This is a genomic window from Novosphingobium humi (assembly GCF_028607105.1).
In the GTDB taxonomy this organism is placed as follows: Bacteria; Pseudomonadota; Alphaproteobacteria; order Sphingomonadales; family Sphingomonadaceae; genus Novosphingobium; species Novosphingobium humi.
The window spans coordinates 2418700-2440915 of record NZ_CP117417.1 but is presented as its reverse complement, the minus strand read 5'-3'; the positions used below and the strand labels follow the sequence as shown (position 1 = coordinate 2440915).

21 protein-coding genes and 1 tRNA gene are annotated in these 22216 nt (G+C 62.3%); 11 read left to right on the top strand and 11 right to left on the bottom strand.

From position 1 onward, the window contains the following. The first annotated feature begins 29 nt into the window (after positions 1-29). The 3 genes from rpsK (at position 30) to rplQ (ending at position 2128) form a co-directional block, all read left to right on the top strand. Positions 30-419 carry a 30S ribosomal protein S11 gene (gene rpsK, locus PQ457_RS11470; protein ID WP_168603811.1) on the top strand — a complete coding sequence of 130 codons (390 nt, stop codon included), beginning with the start codon at positions 30-32 and terminating at the stop codon, positions 417-419. A 115-nt stretch (positions 420-534) separates the two neighbouring features. Then, positions 535-1596, top strand: coding sequence for a DNA-directed RNA polymerase subunit alpha (locus PQ457_RS11465; RefSeq protein ID WP_168603810.1), 1062 nt, complete (start codon positions 535-537; stop codon positions 1594-1596). Positions 1597-1711: 115 nt separating this feature from the next. Then, the gene (gene rplQ / locus PQ457_RS11460) at positions 1712-2128 is read left to right on the top strand and encodes a 50S ribosomal protein L17 (RefSeq protein WP_273616986.1); all 417 of its coding nucleotides are present in this window, start codon (positions 1712-1714) and stop codon (positions 2126-2128) included. Positions 2129-2212: 84 nt separating this feature from the next. On the opposite strand, the gene PQ457_RS11455 is transcribed toward rplQ, so the two are convergent. Further along, complete coding sequence (locus PQ457_RS11455) at positions 2213-3643, bottom strand: AMP nucleosidase (RefSeq protein ID WP_273616985.1); 1431 nt, start codon at positions 3641-3643, stop codon at positions 2213-2215. A gap of 219 nt (positions 3644-3862) precedes the next feature. Between PQ457_RS11455 and PQ457_RS11450 the strand changes: the two genes are divergently transcribed. Continuing rightward, a complete protein-coding gene (locus PQ457_RS11450; RefSeq protein WP_273616984.1) occupies positions 3863-4795 on the top strand; it encodes an amidohydrolase family protein in 933 nt (310 codons plus the stop codon). Positions 4796-4858: 63 nt separating this feature from the next. On the opposite strand, the gene rplI is transcribed toward PQ457_RS11450, so the two are convergent. Genes rplI through rpsF form a run of 3 tightly spaced genes read right to left on the bottom strand, consistent with a single transcriptional unit; the run spans position 4859 to position 6055 of the window. Continuing rightward, a complete protein-coding gene (rplI, locus tag PQ457_RS11445; RefSeq protein ID WP_168603806.1) occupies positions 4859-5452 on the bottom strand; it encodes a 50S ribosomal protein L9 in 594 nt (197 codons plus the stop codon). Positions 5453-5464: 12 nt separating this feature from the next. After that, entirely contained in the window at positions 5465-5689 is a 225-nt protein-coding gene (gene rpsR / locus PQ457_RS11440; RefSeq protein ID WP_127710389.1) for a 30S ribosomal protein S18, read from the bottom strand. A 3-nt stretch (positions 5690-5692) separates the two neighbouring features. Next, a complete protein-coding gene (rpsF, locus tag PQ457_RS11435; RefSeq protein ID WP_168603805.1) occupies positions 5693-6055 on the bottom strand; it encodes a 30S ribosomal protein S6 in 363 nt (120 codons plus the stop codon). A 294-nt stretch (positions 6056-6349) separates the two neighbouring features. On the opposite strand from rpsF, the gene PQ457_RS11430 reads away from it, so the two are divergent. Both PQ457_RS11430 and ybaK read left to right on the top strand, forming a co-directional pair. Then, positions 6350-8191: a methyl-accepting chemotaxis protein gene (locus tag PQ457_RS11430; RefSeq protein ID WP_273616983.1), complete on the top strand. Its 1842-nt coding sequence runs from the start codon at positions 6350-6352 to the stop codon at positions 8189-8191. A 54-nt stretch (positions 8192-8245) separates the two neighbouring features. Then, the gene (gene ybaK / locus PQ457_RS11425) at positions 8246-8719 is read left to right on the top strand and encodes a Cys-tRNA(Pro) deacylase (RefSeq protein WP_273616982.1); all 474 of its coding nucleotides are present in this window, start codon (positions 8246-8248) and stop codon (positions 8717-8719) included. A 13-nt stretch (positions 8720-8732) separates the two neighbouring features. Here ybaK and PQ457_RS11420 read toward each other — a convergent pair whose 3' ends face one another. Together PQ457_RS11420 and PQ457_RS11415 are read right to left on the bottom strand one after the other, a co-directional pair. After that, positions 8733-9965, bottom strand: a complete 1233-nt coding sequence (locus PQ457_RS11420) for a dihydroorotase (protein WP_273616981.1) — start codon at positions 9963-9965, stop codon at positions 8733-8735. Next, positions 9962-10984: an aspartate carbamoyltransferase catalytic subunit gene (locus PQ457_RS11415; protein WP_273616980.1), complete on the bottom strand. Its 1023-nt coding sequence runs from the start codon at positions 10982-10984 to the stop codon at positions 9962-9964. Before PQ457_RS11415 ends, PQ457_RS11420 begins: the two co-directional genes overlap by 4 nt. 115 nt (positions 10985-11099) lie before the next feature. Between PQ457_RS11415 and sppA the strand changes: the two genes are divergently transcribed. Further along, complete coding sequence (gene sppA / locus PQ457_RS11410; protein ID WP_273616979.1) at positions 11100-13007, top strand: signal peptide peptidase SppA; 1908 nt, start codon at positions 11100-11102, stop codon at positions 13005-13007. 3 nt (positions 13008-13010) lie between these two features. Here the strand turns inward: sppA and PQ457_RS11405 are convergent, their stop codons facing one another. Beyond that, positions 13011-13424, bottom strand: coding sequence for a hypothetical protein (locus PQ457_RS11405; protein ID WP_273616978.1), 414 nt, complete (start codon positions 13422-13424; stop codon positions 13011-13013). A gap of 235 nt (positions 13425-13659) precedes the next feature. Between PQ457_RS11405 and PQ457_RS11400 the strand changes: the two genes are divergently transcribed. Together PQ457_RS11400 and tig are read left to right on the top strand one after the other, a co-directional pair. Further along, positions 13660-13744, top strand: a tRNA-Leu gene (locus PQ457_RS11400). Between the two features lie 53 nt (positions 13745-13797). Then, positions 13798-15312 (top strand): trigger factor, encoded by a 1515-nt coding sequence (gene tig / locus PQ457_RS11395; protein WP_273616977.1) that lies wholly within the window; start codon positions 13798-13800, stop codon positions 15310-15312. 87 nt (positions 15313-15399) lie between these two features. Here tig and PQ457_RS11390 read toward each other — a convergent pair whose 3' ends face one another. Next, a complete protein-coding gene (locus PQ457_RS11390; RefSeq protein ID WP_273616976.1) occupies positions 15400-16872 on the bottom strand; it encodes a lignostilbene-alpha,beta-dioxygenase in 1473 nt (490 codons plus the stop codon). 249 nt (positions 16873-17121) lie between these two features. Here PQ457_RS11390 and clpP point away from each other — a divergent pair, with 249 nt between their 5' ends. Then, the gene (gene clpP, locus PQ457_RS11385; protein ID WP_273616975.1) at positions 17122-17787 is read left to right on the top strand and encodes an ATP-dependent Clp endopeptidase proteolytic subunit ClpP; all 666 of its coding nucleotides are present in this window, start codon (positions 17122-17124) and stop codon (positions 17785-17787) included. 126 nt (positions 17788-17913) lie between these two features. After that, the gene (clpX, locus tag PQ457_RS11380) at positions 17914-19170 is read left to right on the top strand and encodes an ATP-dependent Clp protease ATP-binding subunit ClpX (protein ID WP_273616974.1); all 1257 of its coding nucleotides are present in this window, start codon (positions 17914-17916) and stop codon (positions 19168-19170) included. A gap of 70 nt (positions 19171-19240) precedes the next feature. On the opposite strand, the gene PQ457_RS11375 is transcribed toward clpX, so the two are convergent. From PQ457_RS11375 to PQ457_RS11365, 3 genes are all read right to left on the bottom strand, one after another. After that, positions 19241-19732 carry a GFA family protein gene (locus tag PQ457_RS11375; RefSeq protein ID WP_273616973.1) on the bottom strand — a complete coding sequence of 164 codons (492 nt, stop codon included), beginning with the start codon at positions 19730-19732 and terminating at the stop codon, positions 19241-19243. A 13-nt stretch (positions 19733-19745) separates the two neighbouring features. Then, on the bottom strand, positions 19746-20624 hold the full coding sequence (gene rarD / locus PQ457_RS11370; RefSeq protein WP_273616972.1) for an EamA family transporter RarD: 879 nt from the start codon (positions 20622-20624) through the stop codon (positions 19746-19748). Positions 20625-20716: 92 nt separating this feature from the next. Continuing rightward, complete coding sequence (locus PQ457_RS11365) at positions 20717-22168, bottom strand: aldehyde dehydrogenase family protein (protein ID WP_273616971.1); 1452 nt, start codon at positions 22166-22168, stop codon at positions 20717-20719. Between the last annotated feature and the right edge of the window lie 48 nt (positions 22169-22216).

Genomic DNA, 22216 nt, shown 5'->3' with positions numbered 1-22216 from the left:
GTTTGACCGGAAGACGAGGATAAGATCCCATGGCACGTGAACCCCAGCGCCTTCGCAAGCGGGAACGTAAGAATATTTCGAGCGGCATTGCGCATGTCAATGCCAGCTTCAACAACACGATGGTGACCATCACCGACGCTCAGGGCAATGCGATCAGCTGGTCCAGCGCCGGCATGATGGGTTTCAAGGGCAGCCGTAAGTCGACCCCGTATGCCGCTCAGGTGGCTGCGGATGACGCTGGCAAGAAGGCCGCCGAACACGGCGTGCGCACCCTGGAAGTCGAAGTCAAGGGGCCTGGTTCGGGCCGCGAAAGCGCGCTGCGTGCGCTGCAGGCTGTCGGCTTCACCATCACCTCGATTCGCGATGTGACCCCGATCCCGCACAACGGTGTGCGGCCTTCGAAGCGTCGCCGCGTCTGATCGTGCTTGCGCGGGCGGTGTTTGGCCGTCCGCGCAGCCACAAGGATCGACCGCGGCCCGCATCGTGCGGGAGCGCCGTGGTCGTTCCCGCCAGTAGAGAAATCAGGGGAAGTCCATGACTGTCAACATCAAGAACTGGCAGGAACTGAAGAAGCCCAACAGCCTCGAAGTCAAGCCGGGGAACGACCCCAAGCGCCGCGCGACTTTCGTCGCCGAACCGCTGGAACGCGGTTTCGGTCTGACGCTGGGCAATGCGCTGCGTCGCGTCCTGCTTTCTTCTCTGCAGGGCGCCGCGATCACCTCGATCAAGATCGAGAACGTGCTGCATGAGTTCAGCTCGCTGGCCGGTGTGCGTGAAGACGTTACCGACATCGTGCTGAACGTGAAGCAGATCGCGCTCAAGATGCAGGGCGAAGGTCCGAAGCGCTTGCAGCTCTCGGCCACCGGTCCGGGCGAAGTGCGCGCTGGCGATATTGCAGTGACGGGCGATATCGAGGTCATGAACAAGGACCTCGTGATTTGCCACCTCGACGAAGGTGCAACGCTGAACATGGAACTGACCGCAGACAGCGGCAAGGGCTATGTGCCGGCGGTGCAGAACCGTCCGATTGATGCACCGATTGGTCTCATTCCGGTCGACTCGCTTTACTCGCCGGTGCGTCAGGTCAGCTACAAGGTTGACAATGCGCGTATCGGTCAGGAACTGGACTATGACAAGCTGAGCCTTTCGGTGGAAACCGATGGTACGGTGGCTCCTGAAGACGCGGTGGCCTATGCTGCGCGCATTCTGCAGGACCAGTTGGCTCTGTTCGTCCACTTCGAGGATATTGCTCCGGTTGGCGCGGCTCCGATGATTGGCGGCATTGCTGCTGCTGCTCCGGAAGAAGGCGACACGAATCAGCTCAACCGTTACCTTCTTAAGAAGGTGGACGAACTGGAACTGTCGGTCCGCTCCGCCAACTGTCTCAAGAACGACAACATCATCTATATCGGCGATCTGGTTCAGAAGACCGAAGCCGAGATGCTGCGCACGCCGAACTTCGGCCGCAAGTCGCTCAACGAGATCAAGGAAGTGCTCTCTTCGATGGGTCTGCGTCTGGGGATGGATATCCCCGGTTGGCCGCCTGAGAACATCGAGGAAATGGCCAAGAAGCTCGAACAGGAGCTTCTGGGCTAAAGGTTCGGCGGGGCTGGGATACCGGCCCCGCCAAACGGTTTTGGCGGCTGCCGTAAATGTCCGCCTGGATCGGGGTACCTAAACCGGCCCCCCTACGAACGCGAAGGAATATGCAATGCGTCATAAGTACGGCCAGCGTAAGCTGAACCGCACCAGCCAGCACCGCCAGTCGCTGCTGCGCAACCTGTCGGCTTCGCTCATCAAGCATGAGCAGATCCTGACCACTGTTCCCAAGGCCAAGGAACTTCGCCCCTACCTCGAGAAGCTGATCACGCTGGCAAAGCGTGGCGGTCTTTCGAACCGTCGTTTGGCGCACGCCCGCCTTCAGGACGATGCTCAGTTGGTCAAGCTGTTCGACGTTCTGGCTTCGCGCTATGCTGATCGTAGCGGTGGTTACACCCGCGTGATCAAGGCAGGCATCCGTGCTTCGGACGCCGCACCTCTGGCGATCATCGAACTGGTTGACCGTGACGTGGCCGCCAAGGGCCAGGATTCGGGTCCGGTTCTGACTGCGGATGAAGGTGAGGAATAATCCTCATCGACTCTTCCGGGTCGTGAATTCAGAAGGGCTGCGGCAGAAGTGCCGCAGCCCTTTTTGTTTATCCCGCAAGGACGTTCAGCGGAATGGCGGTTCGCGAAAGGCGCGCAGCTTGCGCGAATGAAGGCGCTGGCCTTCGGCACGCAGCAGGTCGACCGTGGTGGTGCCGATGGCCAGATGCGCGGCGATAGCTTCTTCATAGAAGCGGTTGGCCTGTCCGGGCAGCTTGATCTCGCCATGCAGCGGCTTGTCCGACACGCAGAGCAGCGTGCCATAGGGAACGCGGAAGCGATAGCCCTGTGCGGCGATCGTGGCGCTCTCCATGTCAATGCCCACCGCCCGGCTCAGGCTGAAACGCTGGGCCGAGAGCGTATAGCGCAGTTCCCAGTTGCGGTCGTCGGTAGTGACCACGGTGCCGGTACGCAGGCGTTTTTTCAGATTCGCGCCGGTCTGCCCGGAAATGATTTCGGCGGCATGTTCCAGCGCGCGCTGAACCTCGGCAATCGCGGGAATGGGGATCTCTGGCGGCAGGACCGGGTCGAGCACATGGTCATCACGCAGATAGGCATGGGCCAGCACGTAGTCGCCGATCTTCTGTGTGTCGCGCAGGCCGCCGCAATGGCCGATCATCAGCCACGCTTCGGGGCGCAGCACCGCAAGGTGATCGCAGATGGTTTTCGCGTTGGACGGGCCGACGCCGATGTTGACCAGCGTGATCCCCCTGCGGTTCGGACCGATCAGGTGATAGGCGGGCATCTGATGCCGCCGCCAGGCGGTGTCAGAGAGCAGGACACGCGCATTGTCATGTCGCTGGGTCAGATACAGTCCCCCCGCGCCCGACAGCGCCGTATAGCCGTTCTCGCCCAATTGCTGGCCGGCCCAATCGACGAATTCATCGACATAGCGGTGATAGTTGGTGAAGAGAATGTAGCGCTGGAAATGGCTGGGGCTGGTGCCGGTGTAGTGGGCGAGGCGGGCCAGGCTGAAATCGGTGCGCAGGCCGTCAAACAGCGCCAATGGCATCACCTGGCCGTCCTGACCCATATCAACCAGTCCGTCGGACAGTTCATCGCCGATCAGCGCCAGTTCGGTGGTCGGGAAATGCTGAGCCAGTTCCCATGGCCGCGCCGATGTCGCATTGGTGGCGTCCAGCACATAGGGGAAGGGGATCTGCTGATTGGAGCGGGCCACCTCGACCGTGATTTCGTAATCCTCGGCCAGCGTCAGCAATTGTTCCTCAAGATAGCCCGCGAACAGGTGCGGCTTGGTGACGGTGGTGGCATAGGAGCCTGCATCATTGAGGCGGCCAAAGGCGCGACTGGCATCGGGATGAGTCTCACGGCCCGAATAATGGACCCGCAATTCGGGGTAGCACCATGCGTTTTCGGCAATCCGTGCGGCGGACGGGATCGTACCCTTTTCGGCGAAATCCGCGATATCGGACCGCAATGTGGCGACGGCGGCATCATAGATGGCGCTCAATTGGGTGATGATTTCTTCTGTGTTCATGCAGGTAAAACTATCGCACTGGCGCTGCGCTGCAAGGGGGCGCGAAGAAATGGCTGACTTGACGGCGTAAGTCTGGCGCGCAAGGATGTGCATGCGGGCGCGAAACAGGGAAGACGCCCGGAACCTTCACCCCATGGGAGAGAAAGAATGCGCAAGTCGGGCCTGCGAGCCGCTTTAACCGCATCCATGCTTGGTAACGTTTTCATAATTGGCTCGGCCATGGCCCAGAACGCCGCTGGTGAGCCTGGTCCGGTGATCGACGTGCATATGCATGCCGGCGAATTTGCCAGCGGGGGCATGCCGATGTGCCCCAATGCCGACCGTTTCCTTGCCTCGGATCCTGCCGATGGACCCGAAGCGCCGTTTGGCTGGTCAAAGGAGGATTGCACGCCGCGCCTCTATCCGGCAGCCAAGGGGCAATATATGCCCGAGGTGTTGGCCGAGATGAAAAGGCTGAATGTGACGGGCGTCGTTTTCGGCGATCCGGCAGAGGTCAAGAAATGGCAGGCCGCCGCGCCCGAACGCGTGATCCCCGGCACCGCTTTCAAAAGCGTGACCACCCCCGATCAGGCCGATCAACTCAAGCGACTCGAGGTTGCCTTCACCAAGGACGGCTTCAAGGTGATGGGCGAGATTGGCCTGCAATACGAAGGCATTTCGCCCAGCGATATGCGCGCCGAGCCCTATTTCGCACTGGCGGAGAAGCTGGATATTCCTGTCGCCATCCATATGGGCACCGGCGGTTCGGGGCGCTCGAACATCTCGCGTCCTACCTTCCGTGGCTCGATGGGTAATCCGCTGCTGCTCGAGGATCTGCTGGCCCGCCATCCCAAACTGCGGGTGCAGGTGATGCATGCGGGCTATCCCATGGTCGAAAACATGCTCACGCTGCTTCAGGCCAACAGCCATGTCTATGTCGATATCGCCGGGCTGATCTGGTCTTATCCGCGCAAGGAAGTGAACCGCTATATCCAGCGCCTTGTCGAGGGCGGATTTGGTGACCGTGTGATGTATGGCACTGATCAACTGCTCTGGCCGGGCCTGATGGCTTATTCGATCGGGATCATTCAGAACGCCGACTATCTCACGCCTGAGCAGAAGCGCGATATTCTCTACAACAATGCCGCGCGGTTTCTGCGCATCAAGAAATAGCATAGAAAAAGGGGGCGCGGTTTCCCACGCCCCCAATTCCTTGGGCCGGAGCCGAAAAGCCGATTATTCGGCTTCGGCTTCGCCTTCCAGCAGTTCCGCCGGGATTTCGCCGGGTTCTGCATTCGGGTCATAGGCTTCGGTGAAGCCGCCCACAGCGTTGTCGAACAGCGCTTCCGAGACGTTGACGCCCTGGGCCTGGAGTTCGGCTTCGTCGGGCGAACGAGCAACGTTCACCTTGACGGTCACCGAAACTTCGGGGTGCAGAGCAACGCGAACGTCATAGATGCCGATCGACTTGATCGGGCGTTCCAGAACGATCATCGCCTTGGTCACCTTGGCGCCATCGGCGTTCAGGCCATCAGCGATATCGCGCACCGAAACCGAGCCATACAGATGGCCGGCGTTCGAGGCGGCGCGGATCAGAACCACGCTCTTGCCCTCGACGTCGCCCGACTGGGCTTCGGCCGCAGCCTTGGCTTCAGCATTGCGCTTTTCGATGTCGGCGCGCTGAGCTTCGAACACCTTGCGGTTGGCTTCGTTGGCGCGCAGCGCCTTCTTGTTGGGCAGCAGGAAGTTACGGGCGTAACCGTCCTTCACGGTGACGACGTCACCGATGTGGCCCAGCTTCTCGATGCGTTCGAGGAGAATGATCTGCATGGATTTTCTCCCTTACTTCACGAGGTAGGGCAGCAGGCCCAGATGACGGGCGCGCTTGATCGCCTGACCCAGTTCACGCTGCTTCTTGGCAGAAACGGCGGTGATGCGGCTGGGAACGATCTTGCCACGTTCAGACATGAAGCCCTGAAGCAGGCGGATGTCCTTATAGTCGATCTTGGGAGCGTTCTTGCCCGAGAAGGGGCAGCTCTTGCGACGACGGAAAAATGCACGAGCCATGGATCAAGCCTCCTCGCGTTCGCGGCGACGGCTGCGCTCGCGATCGTTCTTGCGCATCTGGACCGACGGGCCAGCTTCCAGTTCATCAACGCGAACGGTGATGAAACGGATGATGTCTTCGTTGATGCCGATCTGGCGCTCCAGCTCGGCGGTGACGCCGGCGGGGGCTTCAACGTTGAGCATCACAAAGTGCGCCTTGCGGTTGCGCTTGATCTTGTAGGCGAGGTTCTTGAGACCCCAGGTTTCGGTCTTGGTGACCTTGCCCCCGTTGGTTTCAATGATCTCGGTGGCGGTGGCGGCCAGCGCATCAACCTGCGCTTGGCTCAGATCCTGGCGGGCCAGGAACACGTGCTCATAGAGAGCCACGGCAGCTTCCTTTTCATCCATTAACCGATCGCTGGCTTGTCCGCACGATTGCGGGGCCCCTCCGGCTTTCTTCGCATATCATTTGCGCGGGCTGCGAATCCGCACTTTCAGAAGATGCGGCCCTTAGCGAAATCAGCCCCCAAAGCAAGGATTTTTGCGCCAAGGCCCACAGCAATCCTGTTTTGGCGGGCGCTCGGGCCCGGCGGTAGGTATTTCAACAGGACGGAGCGCTACGCCGCGCCAACCACTTTTTGATACGGTGCAATCGGGTGCAGGCAACGGGGTTGAAACGGCATGATCGGTGACAAGGCTAGAATCGGCAGTCGGCTGATCTTTGCCATCGTGGGTTTTGCCATCGCCCTGTCGGCGGCCGCGATTTTCGAGATCCGCTATGGCGGACCGATCTATCGCAAATATGCGCTGCAGGACGAACTGGTGGCCGATATACTGCCCCCGCCTGCCTATGTTGTCGAACCCTGCCTCGAGGCCTCGCAGGCCATGCTCCATCCCGAACAGGCAGGGCTGCATCTGCAAAATCTGGCCACGCTGGAAAAGGACTATCTGGCGCGCAAGGCCTATTGGCAGAGCGCTCCGATCCCGGCCGATCAGTTGGAGGTTCTCAAACAGAGCCAGACCCATGCTGATGCGTTCTGGAGCGCGCTGAACACCCGCTTTGCCCCGGCGGCGCGTTTGGGCGACGAAGCCGCCATGCGCCGGGTCTATGACGGGGAACTGGCTCCGGCCTATGCCAAACAGCATGAGGCGATCCTTCGTCTGGTCAAAATGTCCGCTGATTTCCGCGAAGCCGAGCATCGCTTCGACGATCCGCTGGTGATTGCCGCGTTGGTTCTGGTCGGCCTGATGATGGCGCTGGTGGTCGGCGCGATCGCGATGGCCCGCCGGTTCATCGACCATGGTATCGTCTCGCCGCTCCATGTCACCGCGCAGGCCATGGGCCGCATGGCGCAGGGCGATTATTCCTTTGAGGCCGAAGGACGCGAGCGCGGCGATGAAATCGGCATCATGGCCCAGGCCATGGAAGTCTTCCGTCAGGCCGGTCTTGCCCAGAAGCAGGCGCAGGTCGAGCAGAAACAGGTGGTGGACGCTTTGAGTGGGGCGCTCAGCCAGTTGGCGGCCAAGGATCTGGAACATCGGCTGCATGATGCCTTCCCGCCCGAATACGAGGCCCTGCGTGAGAACTACAACCATTCGGTCTCTTCGCTGATGGATGCGCTGGGTACGGTCCGTGTGGGAGCGGGCGGGGTGATGCGCTCGGTCAAGGAAATCGAGGCTGCCGCCGACGATCTGGCGGGGCGGAATGTGACGCAGGCGGCCAGCCTTGAGGAAACCGCCGCCTCGTTGCGCGCGGTGTCCGAAACGGTTCAGGCCTCGGCCCGGACTGCCGCTGTGGTGCGCACCGCCACGCAAGAGGCCCACCGTCAGGCCAGCGACGGCGGCGATGTCGTCGCCCATGCCGTTCAGGCTATGGCGGCCATCGAACACTCATCGCAGCAGATCAGCCAGATCATCAACGTGATTGATTCGATCGCTTTTCAGACCAATCTGCTCGCGCTTAACGCTGGGGTCGAGGCCGCACGCGCGGGTGAGGCGGGGCGCGGCTTTGCCGTGGTGGCCAGCGAGGTCCGCGCGCTGGCCCAGCGCACTGCCGATGCCGCGCGCGACATCAAGAGTCTGATCCAGAATTCCTCCACGCAGGTCGAGGCAGGCGTCGATCTGGTCGGGCGCACGGGCGACCGCTTGCAGGGCATCGTGGCCAAAGTTTCGGAAATCAGCGCGCTGATCGAGGAAATTGCCGAAAGTTCGCAGCGACAGGCGATCAATATCCGCGTGGTCAATGATGCGGTGGGCGAGATGGACCGCATGACCCAGCAGAATGCCGCGATGGTTCAGCAATCCACCGCCTCCACCCGCAATCTTTCGCAGGAGGCCGAGAGGCTGGCGCGGCTTGTGTCGGGTTTCCGCACCCGCGACGAGGCGGCCCGACGCGAGCGGAGCGATGATCCGGTGCCCTTCCGCCGTCAGTCTACGGTGCAGCGGCACCGTCCGGCACGCGAGCTTTCGCATCGCCCCTACGGTCTGGCGCGGGCGGTGGGCGACGACTGGAGCGAATTTTAACCTCTGGGCAAAGGCTTGGCGGGCGGATAGAGCCAAGGGCCAAGGAGATGCCCGATGGCCAAGGCAACGCGCGCAACGCAATTTCTCGACCGCGCAGGCGTGAACTACACACTGCACACCTATGACTATGACCCGGACGCCGACAGTATCGGGCAGGCCGCGGCGGCGGCGCTGGGCGAACCGGCGGGGCGGGTGTTCAAGACGCTGATGGTGCTGGCCGACGGCAAACCGGCCTGTGTGATCGCGCCCAGTGACCGCGAGGTGGCGATGAAAAAAGCCGCTGCCGCTCTGGGCGCCAAACAGGCGGTGATGATGAAACCGGCCGATGCCGAGCGGATCACCGGCTACAAGATCGGCGGGATCAGCCCCTTTGGCCAGACCCGCAAGGTCCCCGTGGTGCTGGACGCCACCGCGCAAGGCTGGGACAGCATCTATATCAACGGCGGCCAGCGCGGGCTTCAGGTCCGTCTGGCCCCCGATGACGCGGTGGGCGCCTTGGGGGCCAGACAGGCCGAAATCGCGGTCTAGGCCGGCTTGTGTTTTAGCCGACCTTCAGGCCGCCCTTCCACAGGGCAAGAACCCGGCCCTGTACGCCCTGACCGTCAAACGGGGTATTGCCCGCCGCCGCCGCCATCTTGGCCGAGGAGACGATCCATGGGCGGTCCGCGTCGATGATGGCGATGTCGGCCTGAAGGCCCACTTCCAGCGCACCCGCGTTCACGCCCAGCAGTCCGGCAGGATTGGTGGCCAGCAGGCGGAAGGCGGCGGCCATGTCGATCACGCCGTCGCGCACCAGATTCATGGTCAGCGGCAAGAGCGTTTCGGCCCCCGCCATGCCCGGTTCTGCGTCGGCAAAGGGCAGGCGCTTGTCTTCCGGCCCGCGCGGATCATGACCGCTGGCGATGATGCTGATCGTGCCATCGCCGATCGCCTCGATCACGGCCTTGCGGTCATCCTCGCGGCGCAGGGGCGGGGAGAAGCGGCAGAAGGTACGGAAATCGGCCAGTGCCGTGTCGGAAAGCATGAAGTGAGCCGGGGTCACGCCAGCCGAAACCGCCACGCCGCGTTTTTGCGCCGCCCGGATCAGATCCAGCGCGCCGCGCGTGGTGATCTGGCGGAAATGCAGTTTTGCCCCCGCCATTTCGGCCAGAGCAATGTCACGCGCCACCGCCAGCGCTTCGGCCTCGACCGGAGCGCTGGGCAGGCCAAGTCGGGTCGCCATTTCGCTGGCCGTGGCAACAGCGCTGCCGGTCAGGCCGCTGTCCTCGGCATGGGCGATCACGGTCAGCCCCAGCATCGCGCAATAGCGCAGCAGGCGCAGCATCGTGCCCGAATCGGCGATCCAGTGCCGTCCGGTGGCCACCGCCTTGGCGCCTGCATCGCGCATCAGGGCGATTTCGGCGATGTCGCTGCCCTCCAGCCCGCGCGTGGCGGCGGCAAGCGGATGCACCCACAGATCCGGTTTGCCGCTTTGCGCGGCATAACGCACGGTTGAGGAGCGATCGAGCGGCGGATTCTGGTCGGGCATCAGCGCTGCGCGGGTGATCCCGCCGAAATGCAGCGCGGGCTTGTCGATGGCGAAGACGCCCAGATCGACCAGGCCCGGCGCGATCAGCTTGCCGCGCGCGTCCTCGACCCGGTCGCCTTCCTGCGGCACGACATCGGCGCCGATGGCAACAATCCGGTCACCGTCGCAGCGGATCGCGCCCGAAACCGGCGCGCCTTCGCGTGTGACGAGCAGGCCGTTGGTGATGGTCAGAGCAGCCTGTTTCATGCCCAGGATCCTTTGTCTTCTCTGGGCTCCGCCCAACCGGGCAAACCGCGCGCTTTTCGGGTCAAGACCTCAAGGCAGGCCATCCGCATTGCCACGCCCATTTCCACCTGCGTCGTGATCAGACTGCGCCCAGGCAGATCGGCCACGTTGGAGTCGATTTCCACGCCCCGGTTCATCGGGCCGGGATGCATGACGATGGCGTCCCCGGCGGCCTTCGTCAGGCGCTCCACCGACAGACCGTAGAGATGACGATATTCGCGCGGCGAGGGGATGAACTGGCCGGTCATGCGCTCGTTCTGAAGGCGCAGCATCATGACGACATCGGCATCTTTGAGCGCGGCGTCAAAGTCATGATAGGGCGTCACGCGCATCCGCTCGATATCGGCGGGCATCAGCGCAGGCGGCGCACACACGCGCACATCCGCGCCCAGAGCCGTGAGCGCCAGAATGTTCGACCGTGCCACGCGGCTGTGCAGAATATCGCCGCAGATCACAACTTTCAGGCCCACAAACTCGCCCTTGGCCCGCTTGATGGTGAGCGCGTCCAGCAAGCCTTGCGTGGGATGCTCATGCTGGCCATCGCCCGCGTTCAGCACCGGGCAATCGACCTTTTCCGCGATCAACCGCACCGCGCCCGAGCTGGCATGGCGGATCACGATCGCATCGGCGCGCATGGCGTTGAGCGTCATGGCCGTGTCGATCAGCGTCTCGCCCTTCTTTACGCTCGACTGGCCCACCGACATATTGACCACATCGGCGCCCAGACGCTTGCCCGCAATTTCAAAGGACAGCAGCGTGCGCGTCGAATTTTCGTAAAAGGCGTTGATGATGGTCAGCCCGCGCAGGTGATCGACCCGCTTGGTCGGTTGACGGTTCAGTTCCACCCATTGTTCCGCCTCGTCGAGCAGAAAGAGGATCTCATGCGGGGCAAGGCCGGCAAGACCGAGCAGCCCACGGTGCGGGAAGGCCAGAGAGCCCGCAGGGTAGCGGCTCCGGCTGGAGGAGTTTGCTGATGTCATTGAAGAGAGCGCTCTAAACCTGTGCCCGGCCCGGCTCAAGAGGAAAGGGCCGTTTGTCCACTTCTCTGTTGGCCAAATCCTTCGTAGGGTGAGCGGGCAAGGCGACGGAGAAGACATGACTTTTGCAAATTCGGTATGGCGGCTGCTGGTGGCAATCAAGGACGGGCTGGTGCTTGCCCTTTTGCTGCTGTTCTTCGGTGCGCTGTACGCCGCGCTTTCGGCCCGGCCCGCGGCCCCGCAATTGCGCGAGGGCGCGCTGCTGATCGAAATGAAGGGCGCGGTGGTCGAGGAATTGCAAAAGACCGACCTGCAAAGTGTGCTGACGGGCAATGTGGGCGACCCGGAATTGCGCGAGCGCGATGTGATTCGCGCGCTGCGTGGGGCGGCCACCGATGAAAAGATCAAGGCCGTGGCCATCGATATGAGCAAATTCGGCGGCGCGGGCTTTGTCCATGCCGTTGAAATCGGCGATGCGATGGATGTGGTGCGCAAGGCGAAAAAGCCAGTGCTGGTTTATGGCACGATGCTGGGGGATCGCGGCCTGCTGATCGCTTCGCATGCCAGCGAGATCTGGATCGACCCGCTGGGCGGGGCCTATGTCGAAGGCTTGGGTGGCCAGAATCTCTATTTCGCCAAGCTGCTGGAACGGCTGAAAATCTCGGCCCATGTGTTCCGCGTGGGGACGTACAAGGATTTCGTCGAGCCCTACATTCGCGACTCGATGTCTGAGCCTTCGCGCGAGGCGCGCAAGGCATTGCTCGACACGATCTTTGCCCAATGGCGCGAGAATGTGCTCAAGGCCCGCCCCAAGGCGCAGGTCGACAAGGTGGTGGCCGATCCGGTGGGCTGGTTCAAGGCATCGGGCGGCGATGCGGCCAAGGCGTCGCTGGCGGCGGGTCTTGTCGACAAGATCGGCACGCGGGCCGAATGGGGCGATGCCATCGCCAAAATCGCAGGCGAGGACAAATCGGGGGATGAAGTGCCCGCGCCAGGCAGCTTTGCCCATACCACGCTGGCGGCATGGCTGGCGGGCCATCCCGAGAGCAAGGGCGGCCGCGCCATTGGTGTGGTGACTGTGGCGGGCGAGATCACCGATGGCAAGGCCGGGCCGGGCAGCGCGGGCGGCGAGAGGATCGCCAAGCTGATCGATGCCGCCTCGACGCAGAAGCTGGCAGCGCTGGTGGTGCGGGTGGATTCGCCGGGTGGGTCGGTAACGGGATCGGAGGCTATTCGCGCCGCGATCCTGCGGCAAAAGGCGCGAGGGGTGCCGGTGGTGATCTCGATGGCCAATGTAGCGGCCAGCGGGGGCTATTGGGTCTCGACCTCGGGCGCCAAAATCTTTGCCCAGCCCGGAACGATCACTGGCTCGATCGGCATCTTTGCCGTCATCCCCAGTTTCGAGCGCGCGCTTGAAGGTTGGGGGGTCAAGGGCGATGGCGTGCGCACCGGACCTCTGGCGGGCCAGCCTGATGTGCTGACGGGCCTTACGCCGGAGATCGAGCAGATTCTGCAGGCAAATATTGAGTCGGGCTATGGCCGGTTTGTCGGCCTGGTTGCGGCCTCGCGCAAGAAAACGCCGGAGGAAGTGGACCGCATTGCACAGGGGCGCGTCTGGGATGGCGGCACCGCGCGTCAGATCGGGCTGATCGACGGGTTTGGCGGGCTGGATACCGCATTGGCCGAGGCGGCGTCACGCGCCGGGATCAAGGATGGCGCCTGGCATGCGGTCTGGCTGGGCGATGAAGTCGGCCCGGTTGACAAGATCCTGCGCCAGTTTGGCGCGCAGGATAATGAAACGGGCGGTGAGGATGACGCCGCTCTCGATTGGGTCGGGATGGTGACCCAGCGTCAGCGGGCGCGTCTTGCCTCGGCGGTGGTCGGGGCGCAGCGGTTGATGGCTGTGCGCGGGGCGCAGGCCTATTGTCTGGAATGCGAGGCGGGCGGCGCAGAGCGTCCGGTGGCCAGCCAGATGGGGCAGAACCGCCCGTGGTTGATGGTTCTGGCCCGCTGGCTGACTCTCTAGCGCTTACTGGGTGGACCGGGGATGGGCAGCCTCGATTTCGGCCAGAACGGTGGGGCGGTCCTGACGGGCTGCCTCGCGCAGCGCATGGTCGAGATCGCCCAGCGCACGGTGTGCGGCCTGTTGCACATGGCGGCTGTCGTCATGACAGGGGCCGTGCAGTGTCCCGTTCGCCTTTTTGACCACGGGCAGGCGCGTGGCAAAAGCTCCGTCGCCCAGCCGCCTTTCGAAAATCAGCCTTGCCTGCCAATGGCATGCGCGCTCGTGTCCGCGGGTGGGCGCGTGGAGGCCGATGGCCTCGGTGTGCAATTCGACATGGGCGCGGTAATGCAGGTCTATCGCGCTGTTGCGATAGGAGAGCGTTTCGGAATGGGTGGCGGTCGCGGCGAGCGCGGTGGCCGCCATGATCAGTTCAAGCATGGTCACCTCCTGCATATCGGCCTGTTTGGTTTGTTGTCTCAGGCCTTATCCGCAGGTAAGTCCGCCACGTTTCCCGCCCATTGCTGGACGGTAAAAATTGCCGGATACGGGGGCCGGGACGCTCAATAGGGCGAGCGAATACGCGGTTTGCGCGAGATCTGCGTTTGGGCGCTTGCCCTTTTGGTCCAAGCCCTCTAAGGCCCCGCACCTGAATTTGACGTAGCTTCGTCTTCATGCGGGCGTGGCGGAATTGGTAGACGCGCTGGTTTTAGGTACCAGTATCGTAAGATGTGGGGGTTCGAGTCCCTTCGCCCGCACCAGTCTTCCGCCCCGTGCAAGCGACAGTTGCGAGTTGGGAAGGCGTTGAATTATCATGCAGATTGTCGAAACCACCAATGAGGGTCTGAAGCGCGGCTTCACCGTGACGATCCCGGCTGGCGTCATTGCCGAAAAGATCGAGAGCGAGGTCGTCAAGATTGCTCCCCAGGTACAGCTGCCCGGTTTCCGCCCCGGCAAGGTGCCCGCGAATCTGGTCAAGAAGCGCTTTGGCGCGCAGGTTCATCAGGATGTGCTCTCGCAGACCATCCGCGAAGCGCTGGACAAGCTGGTCGCTGACCATGCCCTGCGCCCCGCCACGCAGCCCGATGTCGCGCTGGGCGAAGGCTATGAAGAAGGCAAGGACGCCGAGCTGACCGTCAGCCTCGAAGTGCTGCCCGCGATTTCGGCCCCCGACCTGACGGGCCTCAAGCTGGAAAAGCTGGTCGTTCCGGTCAAGGACGAAGCTGTTGACGAAGCCGTCGCCCGCATCGCCTCGTCGGCGAAGCGTTTTAATGACGCCGAAGAAGGCAAGGCAGCCGCAACCGGCGACCAGCTGATCATCGACTTCGTGGGCAAGCTGGACGGCGTTGAATTCGACGGCGGCAAGGCTGAAGACGCGGCGCTGGAAATCGGCGCTGGCCGTTTCATCCCCGGCTTTGAGGAACAGCTCGTCGGCGCCAAGGTCGGCGACGAAAAGGTCATCACCGTGACCTTCCCCGAAGATTATCAGGCCGCTCACCTTGCCGGCAAGGAAGCCACCTTCGACATCACCGTCAAGTCGGTGAAGGTTGCCGGTGAAACTGTGATCGACGACGAATTCGCGAAGAGCCTGGGCCTGACCGATCTGGATCAGCTCAAGGGCCTGCTGCGCGGTCAGCTGGAAGGCGAGACCGAAGGTCAGACCCGCACCCAGATGAAGCGCCAGCTGCTCGACATTCTGGCCGATGGCGCCGAATTCGACGTTCCGCCCAGCATGGTCGAAGCCGAATTCAACCAGATCTGGCAGCAGCTGACCCAGGAAGCTGCGCGCGAGGAAGATCCCGCCGCTGCTCTGGCCGAGATCGAAGCCGAGAAGGAAGACTATCGCAAGATCGCCGTGCGCCGCGTGCGCCTCGGCCTTCTGCTGTCGGAAATCGGCCAGGCCAATGGCGTTGAAATCACCGCTCAGGAATTCCAGATGCTGGTGTCGCAGGCCGCGCAGCAGTATCGTCCGGAAGACCGTCAGCGCTTCGTCGAATACGTCCAGTCCGAACCGATGGTCGCCGCCCAGCTGCGCGCGCCGCTCTATGAAGAGAAGGTTGTCGACTTCCTGTTCGACAAGGCCGAAGTCACGACCCGCGAAGTGACCAAGGAAGAGCTGCAGGCTGCGATCGAAGCCGAAGAGGGCGAAGCTGGTCACGTCCATGGTCCGGACTGCGACCACGGCCACGAGGAAGAAAAGCCTGCCGCCAAGAAGAAGGCCGCGCCTAAGAAGAAGGCTGCTGCTGAGGGCGAGGAAGCGGCTGAAGCTGCTCCCAAGAAGAAGGCTCCGGCCAAGAAGAAGGCCGCTGAGGAACCGGCTGCTGAATAAGCGGTTGGCCTTGACGGGCTAAAGAGAAGGCCCGCTTCCCGGATTGGGAAGCGGGCCTTTTCGTTTATGCCTCAAACGCCGCGCAAGTCAGGCAAAAGTCGCATATTTGCGATCATCGCACCAATTGCCGTGCAGGCCCGATTTCAGCCGGAAGGGCAGTTTGGCGCGTCCCACCGGCCCGTCCTCCAGCCTTTGCGCGTCCAGCACCACCAGATCGGAATAATTGGTCACCAGATTGTCGACCACCGCGATGATCCAGCCGTCGCCTTCGGGCGAATCGGGGCTGCGGGGCACGAAGCAAGGTTCCTGAATCATGCAATGCGGCCCGGCCCACCAACTGTCCTGCGCGCCGGTGGCATGGTCGATATGGCCGATGCGGTTCATGCGGAAGCCCGAAGCGCGCGCGCCGGGGAAGTCCACCGGCATTTCCGGGTCCATCACCAGCATATAACCATGGCGGTAGGGCTGGCCGACATAGCGTTCATCGATGCGGGGGAATTCGTCGATCCAGTTCGAGAGCTGTTCGACCTTGAGGAATTCATCCGACTTTGACGCCAGATCGACCGTCCAGCGGGTGAGGAAGGGGCGGGCGGCCATCGGGTCGAACGGCGCGCCGTGGATGTCGGGGAAGAAGGGGAAGCAATTGCCGACCGCCTCGGGCGTGTCGAAATGGATCTTCGTGCCATCTTCGAAGGCGTTCATCACATGGCTGGCAAAGATCGTCTTGGGCGCCTTGAACCAGCGGATGTCCTTGCCCGACACGCCCGGCCCGCGCGGCAGGATGCCCAGATAGACCGGCAGCGTGGTGTCAAAACCGAAATGCGGCAGGCCCGCCTTCAACCGATCCCAGTTGCCGGTCGAGGGCACGATATGGAACACGGCATAATGCTCGGTGATCGCATAATCATGCATCATGCAGTAATAGGGCGCCTCAAAGAAGGTCTCATAGAGCAGATTGCCCTGCGGATCGATCTCGAAGAACGAACAGTCGCGCGTCAGCAGGCCGGTGGCGGCATAGCCGAAATTGCAGAAATTCCCCGTCACCGGATCGATCTTGCCATGGGCGGAAAAGGTCTGGTTCTTCAGCTTGCCGTCGAAGAAGGTGAAGCCTTCGGTTTCAAGGCTAAAGGGGTCCATCACGAGGGCCGGGCCATCCTCCTTCATCGCATAGAGTTTGCCCGCATGGACCATGACATTGGTGTTGGTGGTCGAGCGGATCTGGCCCTTGACCTCGTCATCATCGGTCAGCGGATTGCGATAGGCGCCGAACAGGGCGCGGCCCGCAGCGCGCTCAAGCTTGAACTTGTCTGTATGGGCATAGCGCTGTTTGAAATCGACCTTGCCGCCGCGAAAGCGGAACAGGCTGACCATGCCGTCTCCGTTGAAAAACTGGTCATCGGCAAATTTCGGGGGAAATTGCGAATCGGGATGCACGCGGTGGAATGTGCCGTTCATCGACTCCGGGATTTCGCCCTCGATTTCCATGTCCAGAATGTCGCATTCCAGCCGGACCGGGCGCAAAATGCCGGTAAAACTGCGGGTGTCGGGGAAATGAGCCATGGTTTTCCTCTCCGGTTCGGACCGTTCGTGACGGAATTTTGTATGTGATGCATATAATATCCAGGCTCCGGGTCAAACCTGATATGGGTCAAAATGGCAAAAATGACCGGCATATTTGTCGGTCACCGGCCATGCCGGGGGGCAAAGATTAACCCAAAAGCAGTCCCTCTTCGTCCAGTGTGGGGTTAAGCCACTTGAACATTGCGCCGCGAGACGCGACATAGGCGTGGCAGACAAAGAGGAAATTTCATGATCGATCTGTTCGGACGCAACGATGCTCAGGGCAAATTCAGTGTTGATCCCGTGACGGGCGCGTTGATTCCCGTGGTGGTGGAACAGTCCAGCCGGGGCGAGCGCAGCTTTGACATTTATTCGCGCCTGCTGCGCGAACGCATCATTTTCGTCACCGGCCAGATCGAGGATCATATGGCCAGCGTGATCGTGGCCCAGTTGCTGTTCCTCGAATCGGAAAACCCGACCAAGGACATCAGCATGTACATCAACTCGCCCGGCGGCGTGGTGACGGCGGGCCTGTCGATCTATGACACGATGCAGTACATCAAGCCCAAGGTTTCGACCGTGTGCATCGGTCAGGCCTGCTCGATGGGCAGCTTCCTGCTGGCTGCTGGTGAGCCGGGGCAGCGAATCGCTCTGCCCAACGCGCGCATCATGATCCACCAGCCCAGCGGCGGCGCGCAGGGCATGGCATCGGATATCGAGATTCAGGCCCGCGAAATCCTGCGCATCCGCGCCCGGATGAACAATCTTTACGTGAAGTTCACCGGCAAGAGCCTCGAGGAAATCGAGGCCGCCATGGATCGCGATACCTTCCTTGAGGCCGATGAAGCGCTTAAGTTTGGTTTGATTGACAAGGTGTTTGAGCGTCGCCCCGATGCCGACGGTGCGGCTGGTTGATGATGAAGCCGTCGATGGCCGCCCTGTTCCAGCTTGGGATGGTGCCATCGGGGGTATTGAATTTGGCGCTCGCGTGGCTAGGTTGGCAATATTGTCCGGCTCCACGCGGGCCATTTGGGAAAAAGCATGACGAAACTGAGCGGATCCGACGCCAAGAGCACCCTGTACTGCAGCTTTTGTGGCAAGAGCCAGCATGAGGTGCGCAAGCTGATCGCGGGCCCGACCGTGTTCATCTGCGATGAGTGCGTCGAACTGTGCAATGATATCATCCGCGAGGAAACCAAGGGCGGCATCGCAGGCAAGCGCGATGGCGGCGTGGTCAGCCCGCGCGAGATTTTCGAGACGCTCAATGATTATGTGATCGGCCAAGACCGCGCCAAGCGCGTGCTGTCGGTGGCGGTGCATAACCATTACAAGCGTTTGAAGCACAGCGGCAAGGGCGGCGATGTCGAACTGTCCAAGTCGAACATCCTGCTGGTGGGCCCCACCGGTTCGGGCAAGACGCTGCTGGCCCAGACGCTGGCCAAAACGTTCGACGTGCCCTTCACCATGGCTGACGCCACCACGCTGACCGAGGCCGGTTATGTGGGCGAGGACGTGGAAAACATCATCCTCAAGCTGCTGCAGGCCAGCGACTATAATGTCGAAAAGGCGCAGCAGGGCATCGTCTATATCGACGAAATCGACAAGATCAGCCGCAAGGCCGAAAACCCCTCGATTACCCGCGACGTGTCGGGCGAGGGTGTTCAGCAGGCTCTTCTCAAGCTGATGGAAGGCACCACCGCTAGTGTGCCGCCGCAGGGCGGGCGCAAGCATCCGCAGCAGGAATTCCTGCAGGTGGACACGACCAACATCCTGTTCATCTGTGGCGGCGCCTTTGCGGGCCTTGAAAAGATCATCGCCGACCGTCTGCAAAAGCGTTCGATCGGGTTTGGCGCCCATGTTGCCGACCCGGAAAAGCGCAAGGTGGGCGAATTGCTGCAGAAGGCTGAGCCGGAAGATTTGCAGAAATTCGGCCTGATCCCCGAATTCATCGGTCGTCTGCCGGTGATTGCCACGCTCAATGATCTCGACATTCCCGCGCTGGTACAGATCCTGCGCGAGCCCAAGAATGCGCTGATCAAGCAATATGCCAAGCTGTTCGATCTGGAAAACGTCAAACTGACCTTCACCGACGATGCGCTCGAAGCCATCGCCAAGAAGGCCATCGAGCGCAAGACCGGCGCGCGCGGCCTGCGTTCGATCGTCGAAGGGCTGCTGCTTGACACGATGTTCGACCTGCCGACCGAAACGGACATTGCCGAAGTTGTGGTGGACAAGGACGTGGTTGAAGGTCGCAAGGAACCTGTCCGCGTCCTCAAGGGCAAGGAAGCGGCCGCCTGATTTCAGGCTGACCGATGGTAAAGGAAAGGGGCGGGGCCATATCGGCCGCCGCCCCTTTTGCTTGGGTCTTTCAGCCTTCGCCGGCCTTGCGTCGCGCGGCCATGGCCATCAGCCGGGCCAATCGATCCGGCGGCAATACCTCGGCCGGTTTGTAAGTAGTGGCAAATTGCGGAATATCGGCGGGCAGGGCCACCCATGGCAATGCCTCGCTGACGTAGATCACTGCATCGGGGCGTATGACTTCGGGCGTGTCGAGCGTGGTCACGCGCAGCCCCAGACCAAGCCGCCCCAGCCGGGGATAGAAGCTCCACAGGGCGACGCCGCATTGGCCACAGCGACAGATCGTGTGCGCTCCGCCGCTGCCCGATCTGACGGTATTTTCCACCAGCGCGCCGCAGAGCAGTTCGACCGCCTCGGCCTCGTAAAAGGCATTGACCACGCCAGTCGAGCCGGTCTGCTGTTGGCATTGGCGGCAATGGCAATTGTTGACGAGGATCGGCATACCCTGCGCCCGATAGCGCACATGGCCGCAACCGCATCCGCCTTCCAGAACCGCATCCATCCTCACGCCCTCCTTATCGCCGCCGCCACATATCCCAGCTGAACACCGCCAGCGCGGCCCAGATCAACACAAAACTGGCCAATTGGGCCGATTGCAGCGGCTCGTGAAACAGCAGCAGACCCTGAAAGAACACCAGCGTGGGGGCAAGGAACTGGACGAAGCCGAGGATGGAATAGTTCATCCTCTGGGCTGCCATGGCAAATAGCACCAGCGGCACAGCCGTGATCACCCCCGACATGGCCACCAGCGCGTCATGCACCCCGTTGCCTTGACCCAGCGTGATGCCCAAAGGCCCATGGCCCAGCGCAATCATTGCCACGGCGGGCAGAGCCAGTATCCCCGCCTCAATCGACAGGCCGGGCAGCGCGGCCACCGGTGCCTTTTTCCGCACCAGACCATAGCCTGAGAAAGTCGCCGCCAGCGCTAGGCTCCATCCCAGCGTTTCGGCCGCGCCCGAGGCCAGGATCACCACGCCCACCGCCGCCAGCGCCACCGCCACCCATTGCGCCCGGTTCAGCTTTTCGCCCAGCAGGAAGGTGCCCAGCACGACATTCATCAACGGGTTGATGTAATAGCCAAGGCTGGCGGCAAAGATATGCCCCTGCTGGATCATCACGACATAGGTGGTCCAGTTTGCCCCGATCAGCAGTGCCGAAGCCGTCAACGCCATCACCTTGCGCCCATCGCTCAAGGCCGCGCGCAAGGCCGCCCCCTGACGCAGCACGACCAGCGCCAGCGCGCATGCGGGCAGGGTGAACAGGGTACGCCAGCCCACGAATTCAAACGGCGGCACGTCATGCACCTGTCGCAGATAGAGCGGCAGCAACCCCCAGATCAGGTAGGCGGCAATGGCATAGGGCATACCGTCATTGCGGGTTTCGGGCTGCGTCATGTTCAATCCTTTCGCCCTGCTCCATGGCGCAAGAAAGGGTTCAACGCATCCCGAAACTGGCGATCAAATCATACAAATGTCAGATTTCGATCTTAGATTTCGGAGGCAAAGCCCGTGCCGATCATCGCGCGCGGATGGTCCATCTCGGCCGAGCTGACCGGATAGGCGCAGGAATCGGCCTCGTAATAACCACCGGGGCGAAAATTGCCCGACAAGCCGACGCCGCCCGAGGGCACGCCGGGCAATTCCGTGATGGTTGCCCGGTTCCAATGCGTCAGTCCAGTGCGGACATTGGCCCAGAATCGGTTATATTCCTCCTGCGTCCCCCCGATCAGCGTCGAAACCAGCCCATAGCGCGTGGCATTGGCCTGGGCGATGGCGGTGTCGAAATCGGGAACGCGGATGACCTGCAGCAGCGGGCCGAACAATTCGACATCGGGCCTTTCGCGCATATCTGTGACATCGATGATCGCGGGGCTGATAAAAGGTCGCTGCGGGTCGAGGCGGGCCATATGCTTGATTGGCCGCCCTCCGCGCGACATGAGCCAGATAAAGCTCTGCACCAGCCCGTCGGCGGCGCGATTGTCGATCAACGGCCCCATGAAGGGCGTGGTCTCATCACTCGGCGCGCCGCAGATGATCCGGTCGGCCAGACGTTTGACCGCCCCCAGCAGAGGCTCGGCCATCGACTCGGCCACGATCAGACGGCGCGCGCAGGTGGCCCGCTGGCCCGAGGCGGTGAAGGCCGATTGCACGACCAGCATCGCGGCATCCTCGATCTGGGGCGTATCCCAGACCACGATGGCATTGTTGCCGCCCATGTCCAGCGAGAGCAGTTTGCCCGGCCGTCCGGCAATGCGCCGTGCCAGATTTTGCCCTACCTGGGTCGATCCGGAAAAGAGCACGCCGTCCACGCCGTCATGCAGCGCCAGATCCGTCGCCGCCTCGCCCTGCGCCACGGCGATCTGGACGATATTGGCGGCCAGACCCGCGCGCTTGACGCAATCCTCGATCAGCATGGCTGTGGGCAGGGCGCGGCTGGACGGTTTGAAGACAACCGCATTGCCCGCCAGAATCGCTGGCGCGATATGCGAGAGCGGCGTCAGCATCGGCTGGCAGAATGTGGTGATGACGGCCAGCACGCCCATCGGCTTGTGTCGCACGGCCACCGCGCCATTCGCGCCGCTTTCATGCCGCCGGTGGGCGCAGCGGTCGGCATAGGCCCGCACACAGCCATCGACGCGGGCCAGCGCGGCCTCGACCTCGGCAAAGCAGTCCCACATGGGGCGTCCGGTATCGCGTGCGATGGTTTCGGCAAATTCCTGCGATCGCTGGCGCAGCGCCCCGGTCAGGCGGCGAACCGCATCTACCCGCGCGGAGAGGGGTTGGCAGGCCCATCCGGCATAGGCCGCGCGCGCTGAGGCGATCTGGGCCTCAAGATCAGTCGGCCAGGTCTGCCTCAGCACCGCGCCGCTGGCCGGATCGCGCGATATCACGGGATCGGGTGTGTCATCGGGCAGAGTGGCAAGGGCGCTGGCTGACAAAGTTCGGTATCCGCAAGGGGGCAGGCGGCGAGCAGGCCACCTCACTTG

Bases quoted from the DNA above. Each gene is read 5' to 3' on its own strand.
- sppA (WP_273616979.1), top strand. From the start codon at position 11,100: ATGACTTTTGCAAATTCGGTATGGCGGCTGCTGGTGGCAATCAAGGAC.
- rarD (WP_273616972.1), bottom strand. From the start codon at position 20,624: ATGACGCAGCCCGAAACCCGCAATGACGGTATGCCCTATGCCATTGCC.
- PQ457_RS11430 (WP_273616983.1), top strand. From the start codon at position 6,350: ATGATCGGTGACAAGGCTAGAATCGGCAGTCGGCTGATCTTTGCCATC.
- PQ457_RS11450 (WP_273616984.1), top strand. From the start codon at position 3,863: ATGGCCCAGAACGCCGCTGGTGAGCCTGGTCCGGTGATCGACGTGCAT.
- rplI (WP_168603806.1), bottom strand. From the start codon at position 5,452: ATGCAGATCATTCTCCTCGAACGCATCGAGAAGCTGGGCCACATCGGT.
- rpsK (WP_168603811.1), top strand. From the start codon at position 30: ATGGCACGTGAACCCCAGCGCCTTCGCAAGCGGGAACGTAAGAATATT.
- rplQ (WP_273616986.1), top strand. From the start codon at position 1,712: ATGCGTCATAAGTACGGCCAGCGTAAGCTGAACCGCACCAGCCAGCAC.
- clpX (WP_273616974.1), top strand. From the start codon at position 17,914: ATGACGAAACTGAGCGGATCCGACGCCAAGAGCACCCTGTACTGCAGC.
- PQ457_RS11420 (WP_273616981.1), bottom strand. From the start codon at position 9,965: ATGAAACAGGCTGCTCTGACCATCACCAACGGCCTGCTCGTCACACGC.
- tig (WP_273616977.1), top strand. From the start codon at position 13,798: ATGCAGATTGTCGAAACCACCAATGAGGGTCTGAAGCGCGGCTTCACC.
- PQ457_RS11405 (WP_273616978.1), bottom strand. From the start codon at position 13,424: ATGCTTGAACTGATCATGGCGGCCACCGCGCTCGCCGCGACCGCCACC.
- PQ457_RS11375 (WP_273616973.1), bottom strand. From the start codon at position 19,732: ATGGATGCGGTTCTGGAAGGCGGATGCGGTTGCGGCCATGTGCGCTAT.
- PQ457_RS11390 (WP_273616976.1), bottom strand. From the start codon at position 16,872: ATGGCTCATTTCCCCGACACCCGCAGTTTTACCGGCATTTTGCGCCCG.
- PQ457_RS11415 (WP_273616980.1), bottom strand. From the start codon at position 10,984: ATGACATCAGCAAACTCCTCCAGCCGGAGCCGCTACCCTGCGGGCTCT.
- PQ457_RS11455 (WP_273616985.1), bottom strand. From the start codon at position 3,643: ATGAACACAGAAGAAATCATCACCCAATTGAGCGCCATCTATGATGCC.
- PQ457_RS11465 (WP_168603810.1), top strand. From the start codon at position 535: ATGACTGTCAACATCAAGAACTGGCAGGAACTGAAGAAGCCCAACAGC.
- rpsR (WP_127710389.1), bottom strand. From the start codon at position 5,689: ATGGCTCGTGCATTTTTCCGTCGTCGCAAGAGCTGCCCCTTCTCGGGC.
- ybaK (WP_273616982.1), top strand. From the start codon at position 8,246: ATGGCCAAGGCAACGCGCGCAACGCAATTTCTCGACCGCGCAGGCGTG.
- clpP (WP_273616975.1), top strand. From the start codon at position 17,122: ATGATCGATCTGTTCGGACGCAACGATGCTCAGGGCAAATTCAGTGTT.